The 18,186-nt window shown below is 53.4% G+C and carries 15 protein-coding genes, 1 pseudogene and 1 riboswitch; of the genes and pseudogenes, 8 read left to right on the top strand and 8 right to left on the bottom strand.

What is annotated here, in order from left to right:
- Nucleotides 1–88: 88 nt before the first annotated feature.
- On the bottom strand, nucleotides 89–2,896 hold the full coding sequence (locus NB640_RS05635) for a valine--tRNA ligase (protein WP_269310223.1): 2,808 nt from the start codon (nucleotides 2,894–2,896) through the stop codon (nucleotides 89–91).
- Between the two features lie 91 nt (nucleotides 2,897–2,987).
- A riboswitch (TPP riboswitch) is annotated at nucleotides 2,988–3,084 on the top strand.
- A gap of 70 nt (nucleotides 3,085–3,154) precedes the next feature.
- Between NB640_RS05635 and thiC the strand changes: the two genes are divergently transcribed.
- From thiC to thiE, 5 genes are all read left to right on the top strand, one after another.
- A complete protein-coding gene (thiC, locus tag NB640_RS05630) occupies nucleotides 3,155–5,068 on the top strand; it encodes a phosphomethylpyrimidine synthase ThiC (protein WP_269310222.1) in 1,914 nt (637 codons plus the stop codon).
- A gap of 3 nt (nucleotides 5,069–5,071) precedes the next feature.
- The gene (thiS, locus tag NB640_RS05625; RefSeq protein ID WP_269310221.1) at nucleotides 5,072–5,278 is read left to right on the top strand and encodes a sulfur carrier protein ThiS; all 207 of its coding nucleotides are present in this window, start codon (nucleotides 5,072–5,074) and stop codon (nucleotides 5,276–5,278) included.
- Nucleotides 5,279–5,355: 77 nt separating this feature from the next.
- The gene (locus NB640_RS05620) at nucleotides 5,356–6,141 is read left to right on the top strand and encodes a thiazole synthase (RefSeq protein WP_269310220.1); all 786 of its coding nucleotides are present in this window, start codon (nucleotides 5,356–5,358) and stop codon (nucleotides 6,139–6,141) included.
- Nucleotides 6,141–6,974, top strand: a complete 834-nt coding sequence (thiD, locus tag NB640_RS05615; protein ID WP_269310219.1) for a bifunctional hydroxymethylpyrimidine kinase/phosphomethylpyrimidine kinase — start codon at nucleotides 6,141–6,143, stop codon at nucleotides 6,972–6,974. Before NB640_RS05620 ends, thiD begins: the two co-directional genes overlap by 1 nt.
- A gap of 21 nt (nucleotides 6,975–6,995) precedes the next feature.
- Nucleotides 6,996–7,616, top strand: a complete 621-nt coding sequence (gene thiE, locus NB640_RS05610; RefSeq protein WP_269310218.1) for a thiamine phosphate synthase — start codon at nucleotides 6,996–6,998, stop codon at nucleotides 7,614–7,616.
- 220 nt (nucleotides 7,617–7,836) lie between these two features.
- Here thiE and cls read toward each other — a convergent pair whose 3' ends face one another.
- Nucleotides 7,837–9,306 carry a cardiolipin synthase gene (gene cls, locus NB640_RS05605; protein WP_269310217.1) on the bottom strand — a complete coding sequence of 490 codons (1,470 nt, stop codon included), beginning with the start codon at nucleotides 9,304–9,306 and terminating at the stop codon, nucleotides 7,837–7,839.
- 224 nt (nucleotides 9,307–9,530) lie between these two features.
- Between cls and NB640_RS05600 the strand changes: the two genes are divergently transcribed.
- Nucleotides 9,531–11,801 carry a UvrD-helicase domain-containing protein gene (locus NB640_RS05600; RefSeq protein ID WP_269310216.1) on the top strand — a complete coding sequence of 757 codons (2,271 nt, stop codon included), beginning with the start codon at nucleotides 9,531–9,533 and terminating at the stop codon, nucleotides 11,799–11,801.
- A 10-nt stretch (nucleotides 11,802–11,811) separates the two neighbouring features.
- Here NB640_RS05600 and rfaE1 read toward each other — a convergent pair whose 3' ends face one another.
- From rfaE1 to cmk, 6 genes and pseudogenes are all read right to left on the bottom strand, one after another.
- Nucleotides 11,812–12,732, bottom strand: a complete 921-nt coding sequence (gene rfaE1, locus NB640_RS05595) for a D-glycero-beta-D-manno-heptose-7-phosphate kinase (protein ID WP_269310215.1) — start codon at nucleotides 12,730–12,732, stop codon at nucleotides 11,812–11,814.
- 7 nt (nucleotides 12,733–12,739) lie between these two features.
- Nucleotides 12,740–13,915: a lipopolysaccharide assembly protein LapB gene (lapB, locus tag NB640_RS05590; RefSeq protein ID WP_269310214.1), complete on the bottom strand. Its 1,176-nt coding sequence runs from the start codon at nucleotides 13,913–13,915 to the stop codon at nucleotides 12,740–12,742.
- Nucleotides 13,916–13,948: 33 nt separating this feature from the next.
- Nucleotides 13,949–14,275, bottom strand: a complete 327-nt coding sequence (locus NB640_RS05585; RefSeq protein ID WP_269310213.1) for a LapA family protein — start codon at nucleotides 14,273–14,275, stop codon at nucleotides 13,949–13,951.
- A 219-nt stretch (nucleotides 14,276–14,494) separates the two neighbouring features.
- Nucleotides 14,495–14,767, bottom strand: a pseudogene (locus NB640_RS05580) (integration host factor subunit beta); the annotation flags it as partial.
- An 18-nt stretch (nucleotides 14,768–14,785) separates the two neighbouring features.
- Entirely contained in the window at nucleotides 14,786–16,492 is a 1,707-nt protein-coding gene (rpsA, locus tag NB640_RS05575; protein WP_269310212.1) for a 30S ribosomal protein S1, read from the bottom strand.
- Nucleotides 16,493–16,608: 116 nt separating this feature from the next.
- Entirely contained in the window at nucleotides 16,609–17,292 is a 684-nt protein-coding gene (gene cmk, locus NB640_RS05570; RefSeq protein WP_269310211.1) for a (d)CMP kinase, read from the bottom strand.
- Between the two features lie 209 nt (nucleotides 17,293–17,501).
- On the opposite strand from cmk, the gene NB640_RS05565 reads away from it, so the two are divergent.
- Nucleotides 17,502–17,723, top strand: a complete 222-nt coding sequence (locus tag NB640_RS05565) for a DUF904 domain-containing protein (RefSeq protein WP_269310210.1) — start codon at nucleotides 17,502–17,504, stop codon at nucleotides 17,721–17,723.
- Entirely contained in the window at nucleotides 17,720–18,031 is a 312-nt protein-coding gene (locus NB640_RS05560) for a cell division protein ZapA (RefSeq protein WP_269310209.1), read from the top strand. The genes NB640_RS05565 and NB640_RS05560 overlap by 4 nt, the downstream gene beginning before the upstream one ends.
- Nucleotides 18,032–18,186 lie beyond the last annotated feature (155 nt).

Below are 18,186 nucleotides of genomic sequence, written 5' to 3'. Positions count from 1 at the left end.
AATCGTTATTAGATACGGATAAATCAGTAATTGCCGTCCGAATTTTCGCCACTATTTCCGTATTTTTTACGATTTTTCCCGGAACCAATCAGGCCGCTTTCAGTTTTTCATACTGTTCCACTACCTTTTCACGGGTTGCCGTGAAGCTCTCAAGCCGTTCACGCTCCTGGGCCACCACCTTTTCCGGTGCACGGGAAACGAAATTTTCATTGCCGAGCTTGGCGTTGATTTTTTCGATTTCACCTTTCAGGCGGGTCATTTCTTTTTCCAGGCGTTCACGTTCTGCGGCGACATCGATTTCCACTTTCAGCATCAGCTTGCACTGCCCGACAACGGAAACCGGTGCCGGTGATGCCGGCAGCGCATCCACGAGGTCGATCTCGGACAGACGGCACAATGCCTGCATATGCGGGATGAAGGATTCCACCATGGATTTTTCTGATGGCGACGCGGGCTCGATAATGGCCGGCACTTTTTTGGCGGGAGACAGCTGCATTTCACCCCGCAGGTTGCGTGAGGCATCAACAAGCGCCTTTAACTGTGTCATCCAGCTTTCTGCCTGCTCATCGACTTTGTCCATTTGCGGCAATGGGTAATCCTGCAGCATGATGGTATCGCCATCCGCTTTGAGCGTAATGCCGGCCAGTGGCGCGACTTTCTGCCAGAGCTCCTCCGTGATGAAAGGAATGACCGGGTGTGCCAGGCGCAAAGTCGCTTCAAGCACACCGAGCAACGTCCGGCGCGTGGCGCGCTGCTGGGCCGCATTCCCTTCTGCGATCAGGACCTTGGCGATTTCGACATACCAGTCGCAATACTCATCCCAGACAAAACGGTAGATGGCAGAGGCGATATTGTCAAAACGGTATTCGGCAAACCCGCGCTCCACTTCTACTGCCGTGCGCTGGAATTGTGAAATGATCCAGCGGTCTGCCGGTGAGAATGACAGTTCGGCATCCGGATCAAGACCATTATCCTGGCCTTCCGTGTTCATCAGCACAAAGCGGGTGGCATTCCAGAATTTGTTGCAGAAATTACGGTAACCCTCACAGCGGTTCAGGTCAAAGTTGATATTGCGTCCCAGGGAGGCATAGCTTGCCATGGTAAAACGCAGGGCATCCGTGCCAAAGGCCGGAACGCCTTTGGGATAGTTTTTGCGCGTTGCCTTGGCAATCGAGTCGGCCTGTTTCGGATTCATCAGGCCGGTGGTGCGCTGTTTGACGAGCGATTCCAGGTCGATACCATCAATCAGGTCAATCGGATCAAGGGTGTTGCCCTTGGATTTGGACATTTTCTCGCCACTCGCATCGCGTACCAGGCCATGGATATATACCTTGTGGAAAGGCACCTTGCCGGTGAAGTGCGTTGTCATCATCACCATCCGGGCAACCCAGAAGAAAATGATGTCAAAGCCGGTCACTAAAACGGAGGATGGCAGAAACATGCGATATTCCGGGGAGTTTTCATCCGGCCAGCCCAGCGTGGAAAAAGGCACCATGGCAGATGAAAACCAGGTATCCAGCACATCCTCATCGCGGCGGATATTTTTGCCGCCAGCCTGCGCCCTGGCTTCATCTTCCGTACGGGCAACATAGATCTTGCCGTCTTCGTCATACCAGGCGGGAATCTGGTGTCCCCACCACAGCTGACGGGAAATACACCAGTCCTGGATATTGTTCAGCCACTGGTTATAGGTTGTGGTCCAGTTTTCCGGGATGAAGCGCACTTCACCATTGGCCACTTTTTCCAGCGCAACTTCGGCGATGGATTTTCCCGGAAACCAGGCATTATTTTCGTGGGGTTTGCTCATGGCGACAAACCACTGGTCTGTCAGCATGGGTTCTAAAATCACGTTGGTCCGGTCGCCCCGGGGCACCATCAGCTTGTGCGGCTTGACCGATTCCAGCAAACCCTGTGCCTCCAGATCGGCCACGATCTGTTTTCTGGCGTCAAAACGGTCCATGCCCTGATAGGCGGCCGGTGCATTTTCATTGATTTTCGCATCCAGCGTGAAGATGTTGATGATGTCCAGATGATGGCGCTGCCCGACAGCGTAGTCATTGAAATCGTGCGCGGGCGTGATCTTGACGCAGCCCGTGCCGAAATCCTTGTCAACATATTCATCTGCAATAACGGGAATTTTCCGTCCGGTCAGCGGCAGGGTCAGCTCCTTGCCGACAAGATGGATATAGCGCTCATCTGTCGGGTCAACGGCAACGGCAGTATCACCCAGCATGGTTTCCGGGCGGGTGGTTGCGACAGTCAGATGGCCGGAGCCATCTGCCAGCAGATAGCGGATGTGCCACATGAAGCCATCTTCTTCCTCGGAGACGACTTCCAGATCGGAAAGGGCGGTACCCAGGACCGGGTCCCAGTTCACCAGGCGTTTTCCCCGGTAGATCAGGCCTTCCTCATACAACCGGACAAAGACCTCTGTCACGATATTTGAGCGCGGTTCATCCATCGTGAAGTATTCACGGTCCCAGTCCGGTGAGGTGCCCAGATGACGCATCTGGTTTGTGATGGTAGCGCCCGAGTGTTCTTTCCATTCCCAGACTTTTTCAATGAATTTTTCCCGGCCAAGGTCGTGGCGGGAAATTTTCTGCATGTCGAGCTGGCGCTCCACCACAATCTGTGTGGCGATGCCGGCATGATCCGTACCGGGAATCCAGGAAGTGTTATAGCCGCGCATGCGATGATAGCGCGTCAGTCCATCCATGATGGTCTGGTTAAAGGCGTGCCCCATATGCAGGGTGCCTGTCACATTGGGCGGGGGAAGCTGGATGGAAAAGGCGGGTTTGCCTTCATCCATTGATGCGCGAAAGTAACCGCGGGTTTCCCATGTTTGACGCCAGTGTTTTTCAATGTCTGCCGGTTCGAACGATTTGGCTAATTCCATGATGCAAAAACTCTTTTACTAAAAAAACATGATTATACGGGAGCTTTTCTAGGATTAGGCGTTATAATATCAGGGTATGCATTGTTAAAAATGTCATAGCTAGGGGTTCTGGCTGAAAAGCCGGGCGAGATACACCCTCTGAACCTGATCTGGATAATGCCAGCGTAGGGAAGCTTGAAAGACATCGTGGCGGATAACACTCCCCACACATTCTGACCAGATTCCTTTGCCGGCTTTGAATTGACAAAGGAGTTTTAGATGAATGCCAATCCAAAGTTTCTATCAGCTACCGCAACAGTTGATGAAGCAGCTGTACAGCCTTTTCCCAACTCCCGCAAAATATATGTAGAAGGGTCGCGCCCTGATATCCGTGTGCCCATGCGTGAAATCACGCTTTCCGACACACCGGTGATGTTTGGCGAGGAAAAAAATCCGCCGATCACTGTGTACGATACATCGGGCCCTTATACCGATCCGGACGCAAAAATCGACATCCGCTCCGGCCTGGCGCCTTTCCGTAATCCATGGATTATCGAAAGGGATGATACGGAAGAACTGGATGGCCCGACGTCTGAATATGGGCGGCAGCGCCTGGCAGATGCGTCACTGGATCACCTGCGCTTTAACCTCACGAGAAAACCCCGTCGTGCGAAAAAAGGCCAGCAGATCACGCAGATGTACTATGCCCGCCAGGGTATCATCACGCCGGAGATGGAATATGTCGCCATCCGCGAAAACCTGCGCCGCAAAGAATACCTGGAAAGTCTGAAAGCATCCGGTCCCAAGGGGGAAAAAATGGCAAAACTGATGATGCGCCAGCATCCGGGGCATTCTTTTGGGGCGAATATCCCTGAGGAAATCACACCGGAATTTGTGCGTGATGAAATCGCACGGGGGCGTGCCATCATTCCGGCCAACATCAACCATCCCGAAGTGGAGCCGATGATCATTGGCCGTAATTTCCTCGTCAAAATCAATGCCAACATCGGCAATTCCGCACTTTCATCCAGTATCGCTGAAGAAGTGGAAAAAATGACCTGGGCGATCCGGTGGGGCGGTGACAACGTCATGGATCTTTCGACCGGCAAGCATATTCATGAAACCCGTGAATGGATTGTCCGCAATGCGCCGGTTCCGATCGGTACGGTGCCGATTTACCAGGCGCTGGAAAAGGTCAACGGTATTGCCGAGGATCTGACCTGGGAGATTTTCAAGGATACCCTCATTGAGCAGGCAGAGCAGGGCGTTGATTATTTCACTATCCACGCGGGCCTCCTGCTGCGTCACGTGCCAATGACCGCCGAGCGGATGACCGGTGTGGTTTCCCGCGGCGGCTCCATCATGGCGAAATGGTGCCTGGCGCATCATACGGAAAGCTTCCTGTATACCCATTTTGAGGAAATCTGTGAAATCCTGGCCGCGTATGATGTGGCGATTTCCCTGGGTGACGGTTTGCGTCCGGGCTCTATTTATGATGCCAATGACGATGCGCAGTTCGGTGAACTGGCTGTGCTGGGTGAACTGACAACCATTGCATGGAAGCACAATGTCCAGGTGCTGATTGAAGGGCCGGGCCATGTGCCGATGCACATGATCAAGGAAAACATGGATATCCAGCTGGAGCAGTGCCATGAAGCCCCGTTTTATACCCTAGGCCCATTGGTTACTGATATTGCCCCGGGCTATGACCACATCACGTCGGCCATGGGAGCGGCGATGATCGGCTGGTATGGCACGGCCATGCTGTGCTATGTCACCCCGAAGGAGCATCTTGGCCTGCCGAACAAGGATGATGTCAAGGAAGGTATCATCGTATACAAGCTGGCAGCGCATGCCGCCGATCTGGCCAAGGGGCACCCGGGGGCGCAGATACGCGACAACGCCATGTCGAAAGCCCGTTTTGAGTTCCGCTGGGAAGACCAGTTCAATATCGGGCTCGACCCTGACCGTGCCAAGTCGTTCCATGACGAGACCCTGCCGAAAGATTCCGCCAAGGTGGCGCATTTCTGCTCCATGTGCGGCCCCAAATTCTGTTCCATGAAGATCACGCAGGAAGTGCGGGATTATGCCGCGAAGAAAGGACTTTCCGACGTTCAGGCACTGAAAGAGGGGATGCAGGAAAGATCGGTGGAATTCATCAATTCCGGTTCGGAAATTTATCACAGGCAATAAGTTATGACGATACAGATAGAACTGAACGGACAAGCCCAAACAGTCACCAACGGGCATACCCTGCAGGACCTGATCGACACCCTGCAACTGACCGGCCAGGCGCTGGCAGTTGCAGTCAACCGCCAGGTGATATCACGGCAGAAATGGGGCGAGCGCACGCTGGAGGCAAATGATCGCGTTGATGTGGTGAGAGCGATCGGCGGCGGTTAGGCAGGTCTGCAACAGGAATACAGGCTGAGGCCTTTTGCCTCAGTCACGAAAAAGTAACAAAGGTGAGAGAGGAAATCATGAACAAGGACCACATTCTGACAATCGCAGGAAAAGATTACCGTTCCCGTCTGCTGGTCGGCAGCGGAAAATACCGTGATCTGCAAGAGACCAAGGCGGCAACCGAGGCCAGCGGCTCGGAAATCATCACCGTTGCGATTCGCCGGGTCAATATCGGCCAGAATCCCAACGAGCCCAGTCTGCTCGATGTGGTGCCGCCCACCGAGTACACCATCCTGCCTAATACGGCGGGGTGCTATAACGCGGAAGATGCGGTTTACACCCTGCAACTGGCACGGGAGCTCTTAAACGGCCACAAGCTTGTCAAGCTGGAAGTCCTGGGGGATGAAAAAACCCTTTTCCCGAATATGCCGGAGACACTGAAGGCGGCTGAAACCCTGGTCAAGGATGGATTTGATGTCATGGTGTACTGCAGTGATGATCCCATCCAGGCGAAAATGCTGGAAGACATCGGCTGTTGTGCCGTCATGCCGCTGGCGTCGCTGATTGGTTCGGGCATGGGTATTCTGAATCCCTGGAACCTGTCACTGATTATCGAACAGGCCAGGGTGCCGATTATTGTCGATGCCGGTGTGGGTACCGCATCGGATGCTGCGATTGCCATGGAGCTTGGCTGTGACGGTGTGCTCATGAACACGGCTATTGCCGGTGCGCAGGATCCGATCCGAATGGCCCGTGCCATGAAACTGGCAATCGAAGCCGGACGTGATGCGTATCTGGCCGGACGCATTCCAAAGCGTTTTGAGGCATCGCCTTCCTCACCCATGGCCGGCCGGGTTGTGTGATGAGTACCCCCGCCAAAGCCAATGACATGCTGGTGCCGCCGGTCCGTCCCTGTGTGATGATCTTTGCCGGCCTGGACTCCAGCGGTGGCGCAGGCATCCAGGCGGATGTGGAAGCGGTTGGCGCAGTCGGTTCGCATCCGCTGCCGATTGCCACCGCACTGACCGTGCAGGACAATGACCGGGTATCCGCCGTTAATCCGGTGGACGCCGCCATATGGCGTCACCAGGTTGATGTGCTGATTGAGAAAATACCCATTGCCGCCATCAAGGTGGGAGCGATTGGTAATCGGGCCAATGCGGAAGCGCTGGCGGCCCTGATTGTCCAGCTCAGAAAAAAACAGCCGGAATTACCGTTTATACTGGATACTGTATTGGGTAGTGGGCATGGTGATCTGCTGACAGAAGGGCGTGCCGAGCATGTGCTGGCGCCCCTGATCCCCCTGGCGACGCTGGTGACACCCAATCTGCCGGAGGCCGCCCGGTTAAGCCCGGATGCTGCTTCGATTGACGCACAGGCAAAACATCTCCTGGCAATGGGATGCGAGCATGTGCTGATCAAGGGCGGACACAGTGACGATCCCAAACAGGTGGTCAATCACTGGTTTACCAACGGAACAACCAGAAGCTGGACGTGGGAACGGCTGGATGGCGCCTTTCACGGCAGTGGATGTACCCTGGCGTCCCTTTTTGCCGGTTTTCTGGCACAGGGGATGGCAATGGGTGAGGTGCTGGAAAAAGGCCAGAAGATCTGCCAGAAAATGCTGGCAGCATCCTATGCCATTGCAGAAGGCCAGCGTATCCCGAATCGCCATGTGAGTCTGGATACTATTTAAAGCAAGGAAACAGAGGAAAGCATGAAAGCATTAAAGGGACTTTATATTGTTACTCCCGACTGGGATGAAACCGACAGGTTGCTGGACATTACGGAAAAGGCACTCAAAGGCGGTGCCGCGCTGGTGCAGTACCGGCACAAGACAGCCGGGCCGGAACAACGGCGCGAACAGGCAAAAGCCCTGCAGGCGCTTTGCAAACGTTATGATGTGCCATTCATCATCAATGACTATGTGGATTTGTGCCTGGCGCTGGATGCCGACGGGATTCATGTTGGCGGGACAGATGAATCTGTTGCCGAAGTACGCGCCAAAGTGGGACCGGGCAAAATTGTCGGGGCGTCCTGTTACGGGGACATGGATCTCGTTCGCCAGGCCACCAAAGAAGGTGCCAGCTATGTGGCATTCGGCGGCTTTTATCCCTCCCGTATCAAGAAATATGAAGTGACAACGCCCGTCAGCATTGTGGGCGATGCCAAAAAAGAGCTGCCTGACATGCCAAGCTGCGCAATTGGCGGTATTACACTGGAAAATGCGGTACCCCTTGTCAAGCAGGGCGTGGATATGATTTCTGTCATCAGCAGTGTTTACATGGTTGATGCCCCCCAGGCGGCTGCGCGGGCCTTTGCGGATATGTACAACTAAGCAGGTGCAGTGTGCAAAAAAAGCCGGTACCCGCGGGGGTGCCGGCTTTTTTCTTTGGAAACGCTGATTAAAAGGCTTTGTGAGCGAATTGCTGCGTTACACGGTGCTCGCCACCTTCGCCTGTCTTAAGATATGTCCTGGTTGCTGCGCACCGTGCGCCTTGCACTTCATCTCCCAAAATCATTTAATCAACGTTTCCCTTCGCACTGTGCCGGGTGATTCAGAGCAGGGGGGACATCAGCCTGGCTGAGGCTTCAAAAAGCCGGGCGCCAAAATTGAGCTGGCGATTCCGGGGGACCATTTCCGAAACTTCCAGATCGATCTCAAACTGATCGGCCATTTCCCTGTTCATGGGCTGGCCATAGATGGCAGCACAGACTTCAAAATTAAGCCGGAAACTCCGGGCATCAAAATTGGCTGTGCCGATCATGCAGAAATTCTCGTCAGCCACAATGGTTTTGGAGTGCAGCATTCTGCCGGCGTATTCCCATACCTTCACACCGGCGTGCATGAGTTCATCAAAATAAGAGCGTGCAGCTGCCGTTACGAGTCGCGAATCACTCAGGCGCGGCACAAGCAGGCGCACATCTACACCGCGCAGGGCAGCGGAGGTCAGGGCGAAAAGGGTGGCTTCTGTCGGTACAAAATACGGTGTCGTCAGCCAGACTCTTTCTCTGGCGGAGTGAATAACGCCCAGGTTCAGCCGGTGAATGACTTCCCATTCGTTGTCCGGCCCGGAAGCCAGAATCTGTACCGCGTAATCACCCGAAGGCTGGGCGGGGAAGTAGGTGCTGGTATCAAAAAATTCAGCCTGGCGGGTGGCATACAGCCAGTCTTCAAGAAATACCAGTTGGAGGGAATGCACGGCATTGCCCGTCAGTCTGATGTGCGTATCATGATAGGCATAATCGAGGGTGCGTTCATCTTCCTCATCCGTGATATTCAATCCACCGGTAAAGCCCGTGTGCCCGTCGCAAATGACAATTTTTCTATGGGTCCGTAGGTTGACAAGGGGTTTAACAATTTGCGAAAAATGGAATTTGTGGAAAAACGCGAATTCACCGCCAGCAGCTAAAAGCGGTTCAATAAAATTTTTCTTCAGACGGGAAGAACCCATGCCATCGACCAGCAGGCGGACACTGATACCTTCCAGTGCTTTCTCGATCAGCAGATCCCGCAGTGCGGTGCCGATGTTGTCCGGCTCAAAGATATAGTATTCCAGATGAATGTGGTGGGTAGCATTTCTGATGGCGTCGAAGATGGCGGTATAGGTGGCTTCCCCATCCACGAGAAAGTGCATGGAAGTGGCGGTTGTAACCGGAAACCCGGAAGCATTGTTAACCAGCCTGGTTAACTGTATCAGCGAGGGAGAGGGCGTGACGCCGATCAGCAGGGCCTGCTCGCGCAGGCGAAGAAGGTGGTTTTGTTCCTGCAGCGCTGTTTTGACGAGCAGGCGGCGATAGTGCTGGCGCTTGAGCTTCTGCGGCCCGATAAAATGGTAAATGACAAATCCGATATAGGGGATGAATGCCAGCGAGATAATCCAGCTGATGGTGGAGATGGGCGGTCGCTTTTGCAGGATGATCCAGCCGGAGAGGATGATGATGTGAATAGCCCAGGCGATACCGAGGATTTTGCCCCAGGGCAGGGTTGACCAGGTAATGCCTGAAAGCGCTGCAGATGAAAACATACTGTGGTACCGAATAATCTCCGTTGGCTAAAAAAGCGGGGCAGAGCCCAAAGAGCATATGATACTGTCAATTGGCAGGTACTGCGGCGGATTTATGTTTCAGCGAGTACAGGTGGCGCCTCCCGTGCCGAAAATTTCTCCTTGTGTTTAGGGGCAGCAAATTAATGTGTGCTGACCCTAATGACAATACCCCCGTTTTGCCGGGTTTGCGGGATAATGACGGCATGCAGAAACTTCTTGAAAATCTCAATCCGGAGCAACTGGCTGCTGTTACGCTTCCGGCGCAACCCGCACTGATTCTCGCCGGAGCCGGCTCCGGAAAAACCAGGGTGCTGACCACCCGCATTGCCTGGCTGTTAAAAACCGGCCAGGTTTCCACACAGGGTATTTTGGCGGTTACTTTCACCAACAAGGCAGCCCGCGAAATGACAGCGCGCCTGTCAGCCATGATTCCCGTCAACACACGGGGCATGTGGATCGGTACCTTTCACGGGTTGTGCAACCGGCTTTTAAGGGCACATTACCGTGATGCCGCCCTGCCACAGTCATTCCAGATTCTGGATATGCAGGATCAGCTCTCATCGGTCAGGCGGCTGCTCAAGGCAAACCAGGTTGATGACGACAAGTATCCGCCACGGGCGCTGGTTCATTATATAAACAATGCGAAAGAGCAGGGGTTGCGGGCCGTCAATGTTGAAGCCTATGACGATTACGACCAGCGCATGCTTGAGCTCTATGCGTTGTATGAGACCCAATGCCAGCGGGAAGGGGTGGTGGATTTTGCCGAACTCCTGTTGCGCAGCTATGAACTGCTTTCCCGCAACCAGTTGTTGCGGGAACACTATCAGGCACGTTTTAAGCATATCCTGGTCGATGAATTCCAGGATACCAATGACCTGCAGTATCAATGGCTCAAGCTGATGTCCGGCGGTGGCGCTGCGGTTTTTGCTGTCGGGGATGACGACCAGAGCATCTATGCCTTTCGTGGGGCCAATGTCGGAAACATGGCGGCTTTCCAGGTCGATTTCCAGGTGCAGAACCTGATTCGACTGGAGCAGAACTATCGTTCTCACGGCAATATCCTGGAGGCGGCCAATGCCCTGATTGCCAATAACAGCCGCCGCCTGGGGAAAAACCTGCACACCGATGCCGGATACGGTGAACCCGTGCGGGTTTTTGAAGCGACATCCGATATCAATGAAGCGCAGTACCTGGTCGAAGAAGCGAAAAGCCTGGTTGCCGAGGGGTGGATGCGCAGTGAAATGGCTATTTTATACCGTTCCAATGCCCAGTCACGGGTGATTGAACATGCCCTTTTCGGTGCCGGTATTCCTTACCGGGTTTATGGGGGATTGCGCTTTTTCGAGCGGGCAGAGATCAAGCATGCGATGGCCTATCTCCAGTTGATGGATAATCCGCATAATGACTCCGCCTTTCTCCGGGTTGTCAATTTCCCGACAAGAGGCATCGGTGCGCGTTCGATCGAACAATTACAGGATATGGCCAAACAGCATGATGTCTCCCTGTATGCGGCTATCCCCTACCTGAGCGGGAAGGCGGGCACATCGTTAAGCGCATTTGTCCGGCTAATTGAAGGTGCGCGGTTTGAGACCCAGCAGATGCCTTTGCCGTCAATGGTGCAGACGGTCATCGAACGCAGCGGCCTGATTACCCATTACCAGAAGGAAAAAGAAGGCGCAGATCGCATCGAGAATCTGGAACAACTGGCCAATGCGGCAGTTCTCTTTCTCAGTGAGGAAGGTATCCCGCAGGATATGCCGGCGCTCTTTGCGTCACAGGGTTTTCAGGAAATGGTATCGCTTCCGGCAGTGCCCGGTGTGGAAGTGCTCGAGGCGGAGCAGGTAATGGAAATGACACCGCTGGCGGCTTTTCTGACGCATGCGTCACTTGAAGCCGGGGATAATCAGGCGCAGGATGGTCAGGATGCGTTGCAGTTGATGACCGTGCATTCTGCCAAAGGGCTGGAGTTTGATGCGGTTTTCATCACTGGGCTCGAAGAAGGGCTTTTCCCACATGAAAACAGTGTGCAGGCAACGGACGGGCTGGAAGAAGAGCGGCGCCTTATGTATGTCGCCATCACCCGGGCAAGAAAACGCCTTTACCTGAGCTATGCCCAGACGCGCATGCTGCACGGGCAGACACGATACAACATCCAGTCCCGTTTCATGGATGAGTTGCCGGAAGGTGTCCTGAAGTGGATCACCCCCAAAAAACAGGCTTACTGGTTTGGCCATACGGCATCAGGATCAGGGTATGCATCAACCGGGTCTGCGCCTGAACCCCTGGCAATGGCTGTCAGTGGCAGAGACACCTCATGGCGCATTGGTGAAACCGTTTTTCATAAAAAATTCGGTGAAGGCGTTATCGTTGGCCTGGAGGGAAGCGGTGCCCATGTGCGCGCCAATATCAATTTCGGCCGTGAAGGCATGAAACTGCTGGACCTGAGTGTGGCCAAACTGGAAAGACTGCGCTGATCCGGGCGGCTTATCCGAAAAGCTCTTCCTGGGTAACTGTTGCGGCGCCCAGCTTGCCGACAACAATCCCTGCGGCCCGGTTTGCCGTCGCCACGGCATCAGCGATAGTCATCCCTGCTCCCATCATGGCTGCCAGGGTGGCAATGACGGTATCTCCTGCACCGGAAACATCAAACACTTCACGGGCAATTGCCGGAACATGCACGATCTGGTCTTTTCCATACAGTGACATGCCCTCTTCCGAGCGGGTCAAGAGCAGGTAATCCAGTCTCAGTTCCTGACGAAGCTGCTGAGCTTTTTCTGTCAGTTGCGCTTCGCTTGTCCACGAGCCGACAATCTGGCGGAGTTCCCCCTTGTTGGGCGTTAACACGGATGCACCGGCATACCGGGTGAAATCTTCCCCTTTGGGGTCAACCAGAACGGTTTTTCCGGCATCCCGGGCTTCCTTAATCATGTCGGCCACATTGATCATGGCCCCTTTTGCGTAGTCAGACAGGATAACAATGTCATGCCTGGATAAGAGTGCGCGGTACTGGGAAATTTTGCTGTTGATGACATCGGTTGCCGGCGGCTTTTCAAAGTCCACGCGAAGCAGTTGCTGCTGGCGGCCGATGATGCGAAGTTTGATGATGGTAGAAACGGTTTTGTCACGATGCAGGCAGGGATCGATCCCGGTTTCTTCCAGCAGTTTGCTGATAAGACTGCTGGCTTCATCCTCACCGGTTATGCCCAAAAGGGTGGATTGCACCCCGAGTGTTGCGGTGTTCCTGGCGACATTGGCAGCGCCTCCCAGGCGCACTTCCTCGCGCTCAACCCGTACCACAGGTACCGGCGCCTCCGGGGAAATGCGATTGACGTCACCAAACCAGTAACGGTCAAGCATGACATCACCGGCGACGAGTATACGGATTTTGCTGAGATCGGGTTTCATGTGTGGATCAGGCAGACAGGTTAAGTTCTTCGGTTCTTCTTGGGGGATAGGTTTCCCAGAGGTGACAGCCCGGGCATTGCCAGTAAAACTGCCTTGCCTGGAATCCGCAGTGATCACACTGGTAACGGGCGAGTTTTGAGGCATAGCCATGCACCAGGTTTTTCACCATGGAGAGATCCTGCCGCGCTTCCGGCGAGGCAATCATCATGCGGGCTTCCAGGAGCTTATCCAGGCCGAGCAGTGTCGGGGTACGCTTCAGTTCATCCAGCACCAGGGTATTGGCTGCTTCAACATTTTCGTACTTGATCAATGCCTGGAATACGACTTCCAGCAGATCAATGGAAGAGGCTTCGGCAAGATAGGATTTCAACAGTGAGATCCCTTCTTTTGAGCGCTCCGTTTTCAGGTAGGCGTCCATCAGCCGTTGTGCAACCAGTACAATATGCGGCATGCTCTGTTTTTCGATCCGGCGCCAGGTGGCAATGGCATCATCAACCCGTCCCTGCGCTATCAGCGCATCGCCCAGCAAAATGGTGGCCCGGACATTCAGGCGATCCACTTTCAGGGCACGCTCCAAAAGCGGCATGGCTTTTTCAGGATGGGTGTTGATCAACTGGTCCTGTGCCATTTCGCAATAAAACTGGGCAATTTCCTTTTGCCTGCTACCGGCACCGGAATCCTGCAATGCTTCAGCAGCATGGATGGCCTGTTCCCATTCTTTCTCACGCTGGAAAATCTCGAGAAGGGCACGACGCGCAGTAGTGTTGTACTGGGTTTCGGTCAGGTTTTTGAAGACATCTTCCGCGCGATCCAGAAGACCGGCTTTGAGGAAATCCTGCCCCAGCTCATACCGAGCCTGTATCTGCTGCTCTTGGGGCAGATCAGGGCGTAAAAGCAGGTTCTGGTGCATGCGGATGGCTCTTTCTGTTTCGCCGCGGCGGCGAAACAGATTACCCAGTGCAAAGTGCAGGTCTGCTGTTTCCGGATCAAGCTTGACGATCTCAATAAAGGCATCAATGGCCTTGTCCGGCTGTTCATTGAGCAGAAAATTGAGGCCCTTGAAATAGCCTCGCGGCAGGCTCCGGGATTCAGACAACAGCTGCTTGATATCGACACGTGCCGCAATCCATCCCAGTCCGAAAAAAACCGGAATACAGAGAAGCCACCAGATTTCAAATTCCATGCTGTCCTGACAGGTAAAGGTAAAAAATACAGTTCAGACTGTATTCGGGTTATTGTTAACCGTATCTGCTGAAGGCGGGTTTGCCACGTCCTGTTTCTGAGAGGCACTTTCCTTTTCCAGCGCCTCAATGAGCTTTCTCTTGCGGGACAGCTCACGCTTGCTGCGGAATATCATGGGCGTCATGCCCAGGATACTCAGGATACTGCCCGCAGCAAAGAAACCCAGCAGCATCAGAACAAACGGTCCGCGTATTTCATATCCGAAGAAAAAATACAGGGAAGTTTCCTGGGTGTTCTTGACGGCCAGGCCGAAAAAAAGAATGAACAGAATGATGGCAACGATTCGGGATACCAGTTTCATGATGGTTTTTCCATGGTTATTATTGTTTTTAACTGATTTTTTCGTGCCGGTATTGGATGCATTTCAAATAATCCGATAAAACATTAACGAAAGTATCCCGCCTGCTTCAGGGTGAAATCGGCGTCGTAAGAGAGATTGTACTAAAAAAGGGCATCTTCCGATGCCCTTTGTTTTTCTGCTTGCAGGTCAGTCTGCTTTCGTTGTCTTGAGTGCAATGATATCGACCCGTTCACGCAACTCTTTTCCGGCCTTGAAGTGGGGGACCCGTTTTTCCTGGACCATCACTTTTTCTCCGGAACGCGGATTGCGTCCGACGCGCGGGGGGCGAACATTGACGCCAAAACTGCCAAAGCCACGAATTTCAATACGTTGACCGTCTGCCAGTGCGGTTGTCAGTGCGTCAAGTATGGTTTTTACAGTGAGTTCGGCATCCTTGACCAACAGCTGTGGAAAGCTGTTGGCCAGAGATGAAATCAGTTCAGACTTGGTCATATTGCATTTCCGATCAGATTATTCTTTGTTGTCGAATTTTGCCTTGAGCAGTGCGCCCAGGCTGGTCATGCCGGAGGCCGCGCTGGAATCACTCTGCATTTTCTGCATGGCTTCCTGTGTATCCTGCTGGTCTTTTGCCTTGATGGACAGCTGGATTGCACGTGACTTGCGATCAACATTGATAATCATGACTTCAACCGTATCGCCGACTTTCAGATGGGTAGAGGCATCTTCCACGCGGTCACGTGAAATTTCAGATGCACGCAGATAGCCTTCCACATCGTCTGTCAGTTGAATGACGGCGCCTTTCGGCTCAACAGACTTGACGGTACCGGTAACGATGGAACCTTTGTCATTCATGGCAATGTAGTTGTTGACCGGGTCGCCTTCCAGTTGCTTGACGCCTAAAGAGACACGCTCACGATCGACATCGATGGCGAGAACGACGGTTTCGAGTTCGTCACCTTTCTTGTACTGGTGAACAGCGGTTTCGCCCGGTTCTGACCAGGAAAGATCGGACAGATGAACCAGGCCGTCGATGTTGCCCGGCAGGCCAATGAACACACCAAAATCGGTAATGGATTTGATGGCACCGCTGACCTTGTCGCCTTTTTTGTGGGTCAGCGCAAAGTCTTCCCATGGGTTTGCCTTGGTCTGCTTCATGCCGAGGCTGATACGGCGACGTTCTTCGTCGATTTCCAGCACCATGACTTCCACTTCGTCGCCCAGTTTGACCACTTTGTTTGGTGCAACGTTTTTGTTCGTCCAGTCCATTTCGGAAACGTGTACGAGGCCTTCAATACCCTGCTCGACTTCAACGAAAGCACCGTAGTCAGTCAGGTTGGTCACCTTGCCGAAGAGACGGGTGCCTTGCGGATAACGGCGGGAAAGGCCGGCCCAGGGATCGTCACCCAATTGCTTGACGCCCAGGGAGACGCGATTTTTTTCCTGATCGTATTTCAGGACCTTGGCGGTGATTTCCTGGCCAACCGTCAGCATTTCGGACGGATGGCGGACGCGGCGCCATGCCAGATCGGTGATGTGCAGCAGCCCATCAATACCACCCAGATCGATAAATGCGCCGTAATCGGTAATGTTCTTGACCACACCATTGACAACGGTACCCTCTTTCAGGGTTTCCATCAGTTTCTGGCGTTCTTCACCCATGGAGGCCTCAACAACGGCACGACGGGAAAGGACCACGTTGTTGCGTTTGCGATCAAGTTTGATAACCTTGAATTCCAGTGTCTTGCCTTCGTACGGTGACGTATCTTTTACCGGACGGGTATCAACCAGTGAACCGGGCAGGAAGGCGCGGATGCCATTGGTCAGGACGGTCAGACCGCCTTTGACTTTGCCGTTTACCGTGCCGGTGACGATTTCACCGGATTCCATGGCTTTTTCAAGCGCGAGCCATGAGGCCAGGCGTTTGGCCTTGTCGCGCGACAGGATGGTGTCGCCGTAGCCGTTTTCCAGTGATTCAATGGCGACAGAAACATAGTCGCCTACCTTGACTTCCAGTTCGCCGATATCGTTTTTGAATTCCTCAATGGGGATAAAGGATTCGGATTTCAGGCCCGCATTGACGACAACAAAATTGTGGTCAAAACGCATGACTTCGGCAGAGATAACTTCGCCGGAACGCATGTCATGACGTGCAAGGGATTCTTCAAAAAGAGCTGCAAAACTTTCCTGTCCAGGAGCTTGGGTTGATACAGTTGACATAGATTAGAATTTAAAAAGGAATAAGCCGGTGTTTTCCATTCATTGTGAAAAATCAACCGGGTCAGGTTAATAAAACCGGTGCCTGTGATGCACCGGTACAACATAAATACTGCTGATTAATGCTTTTTCGCCGCGTACCATTCCAGTATCTGACTGACAGCCTCTTCAATCCCGAGATGGGTGGTATCAAGGGGCTTTGCGTCAGCAGCAGGCGCCAGTGGCGCGATGCTTCTGAAAGTGTCGCGCTGGTCCCTCTCGTGAAGGTCCTGGCGAAGATCGGAAATTTTAGCAGGAAATCCTTTTTCTATCAACTGCTTATAACGTCTTTGCGCGCGAGCCTCCACACTGGCCGTCAAAAAGACCTTGAGTTCGGCGTCAGGAAAGATCACGGTTCCCATGTCACGGCCATCTGCAACGAGGCCTGGCGGGCGTTTGAAGCCTGTCTGTAATGAAAAAAGGGTGGCTCTGGCAGCAGGCAGGGCGCCAACGCGGGAAGCCATATTGCCGACATTTTCAGCGCGAATGGTGTCGGTTACATCGTCATCGGCAAGAAATATCCGGCCATTCTCAAAATGGCAGGGCAGGGTTTTGGCCAGTTTCGCGACAGCCGCTTCGTCTTCAATGGATGTGCCGGAGCGCAGCACAGAAAGGGCGACCAGACGGTACAGTGCGCCGGAATCCAGGTAATGAAATCCCAGCCTCTCTGCCACAATCTGGGCAACCGTGCCTTTGCCGGAAGCCGTAGGACCGTCTATGGTAATGACAAAAGCAGTGGTTGATTGTGAAGGAAGTATACTCATCAGCAGGTCGGGTGCGTACGGGTCAGAATTTGCCCTTGCCGGTTAATAATTTATTGGCAATGAACAAAAATCACCAAAAGGATGTAAAATCAGTACGCTAAATCAGTTTATTAATTTCAAGTCACAGGATGGTACACAACACAGGTTATCTGTGCAATAGTGTTACATGGTTTTTATCCTGTTACTGAATTTCCATAGTACCGCCAGACATGACTTCCGATTTTGAATCGCTTGCTGAAAAAATAAACCAGTTGGCCGAGCTGACAGTGGCTTTGCGCCGCGAAAATGCGGAATTACGCATCCGCAATGCCGAGCTGACAGGCGAGCAAAGCATCGTGAATCAGCGTCTTGCCCAGGCCAGAGAGCGGATTGCTGGATTGATCAGCACCCTGCCAATGGCCGTGATGGAAGAAGAGGAGGCTGGTGAATGATCCACGTTGACGTCACCATTATGGGCCAGTCATACCGGCTGGCATGCCAGGAAGGCGAAGAGCGTCCCTTGCGCGAAGCGGTTGCCTATCTGGACGACAAGATGTGTGCGATCCGTGATGCCGGAAAGGTTCGCGGCAATGACCGGATTGCCATGATGGCTTCTATTTCGATTGCAGCCGAACTGCTGTCGGTAAAGGCGCCAAGAGGGCCCCTCTCAGATTTCACGCTGTCTGAAGTCAGACAGAAAATTGCGCTTATGCATGAGGCGCTGGACAAGGCGCTGGCGCCCCAGGAAGATCTCTTCTGAGGAACCGCTGATATTAGGGTCAGGCTTCATTAAATTGCCTGCTGCAAAGCCGTTGTGTCCCAAATGGCGGCGTTGCATCGAAAAATGGGAACTTGACGTAGGGTTGCTACGCCTGTGTCCCCATTTCCCGCTGCGCCTTGCCCTTTGAAACAAAA

Origin of the sequence: Oxalobacter vibrioformis (assembly GCF_027118995.1) — a bacterium.
Lineage (GTDB): Bacteria > Pseudomonadota > Gammaproteobacteria > Burkholderiales > Burkholderiaceae_D > Oxalobacter > Oxalobacter vibrioformis.
The sequence above is the reverse complement of the archived record's forward strand: the minus strand, read 5'-3'. Positions and strand labels throughout refer to the sequence as shown.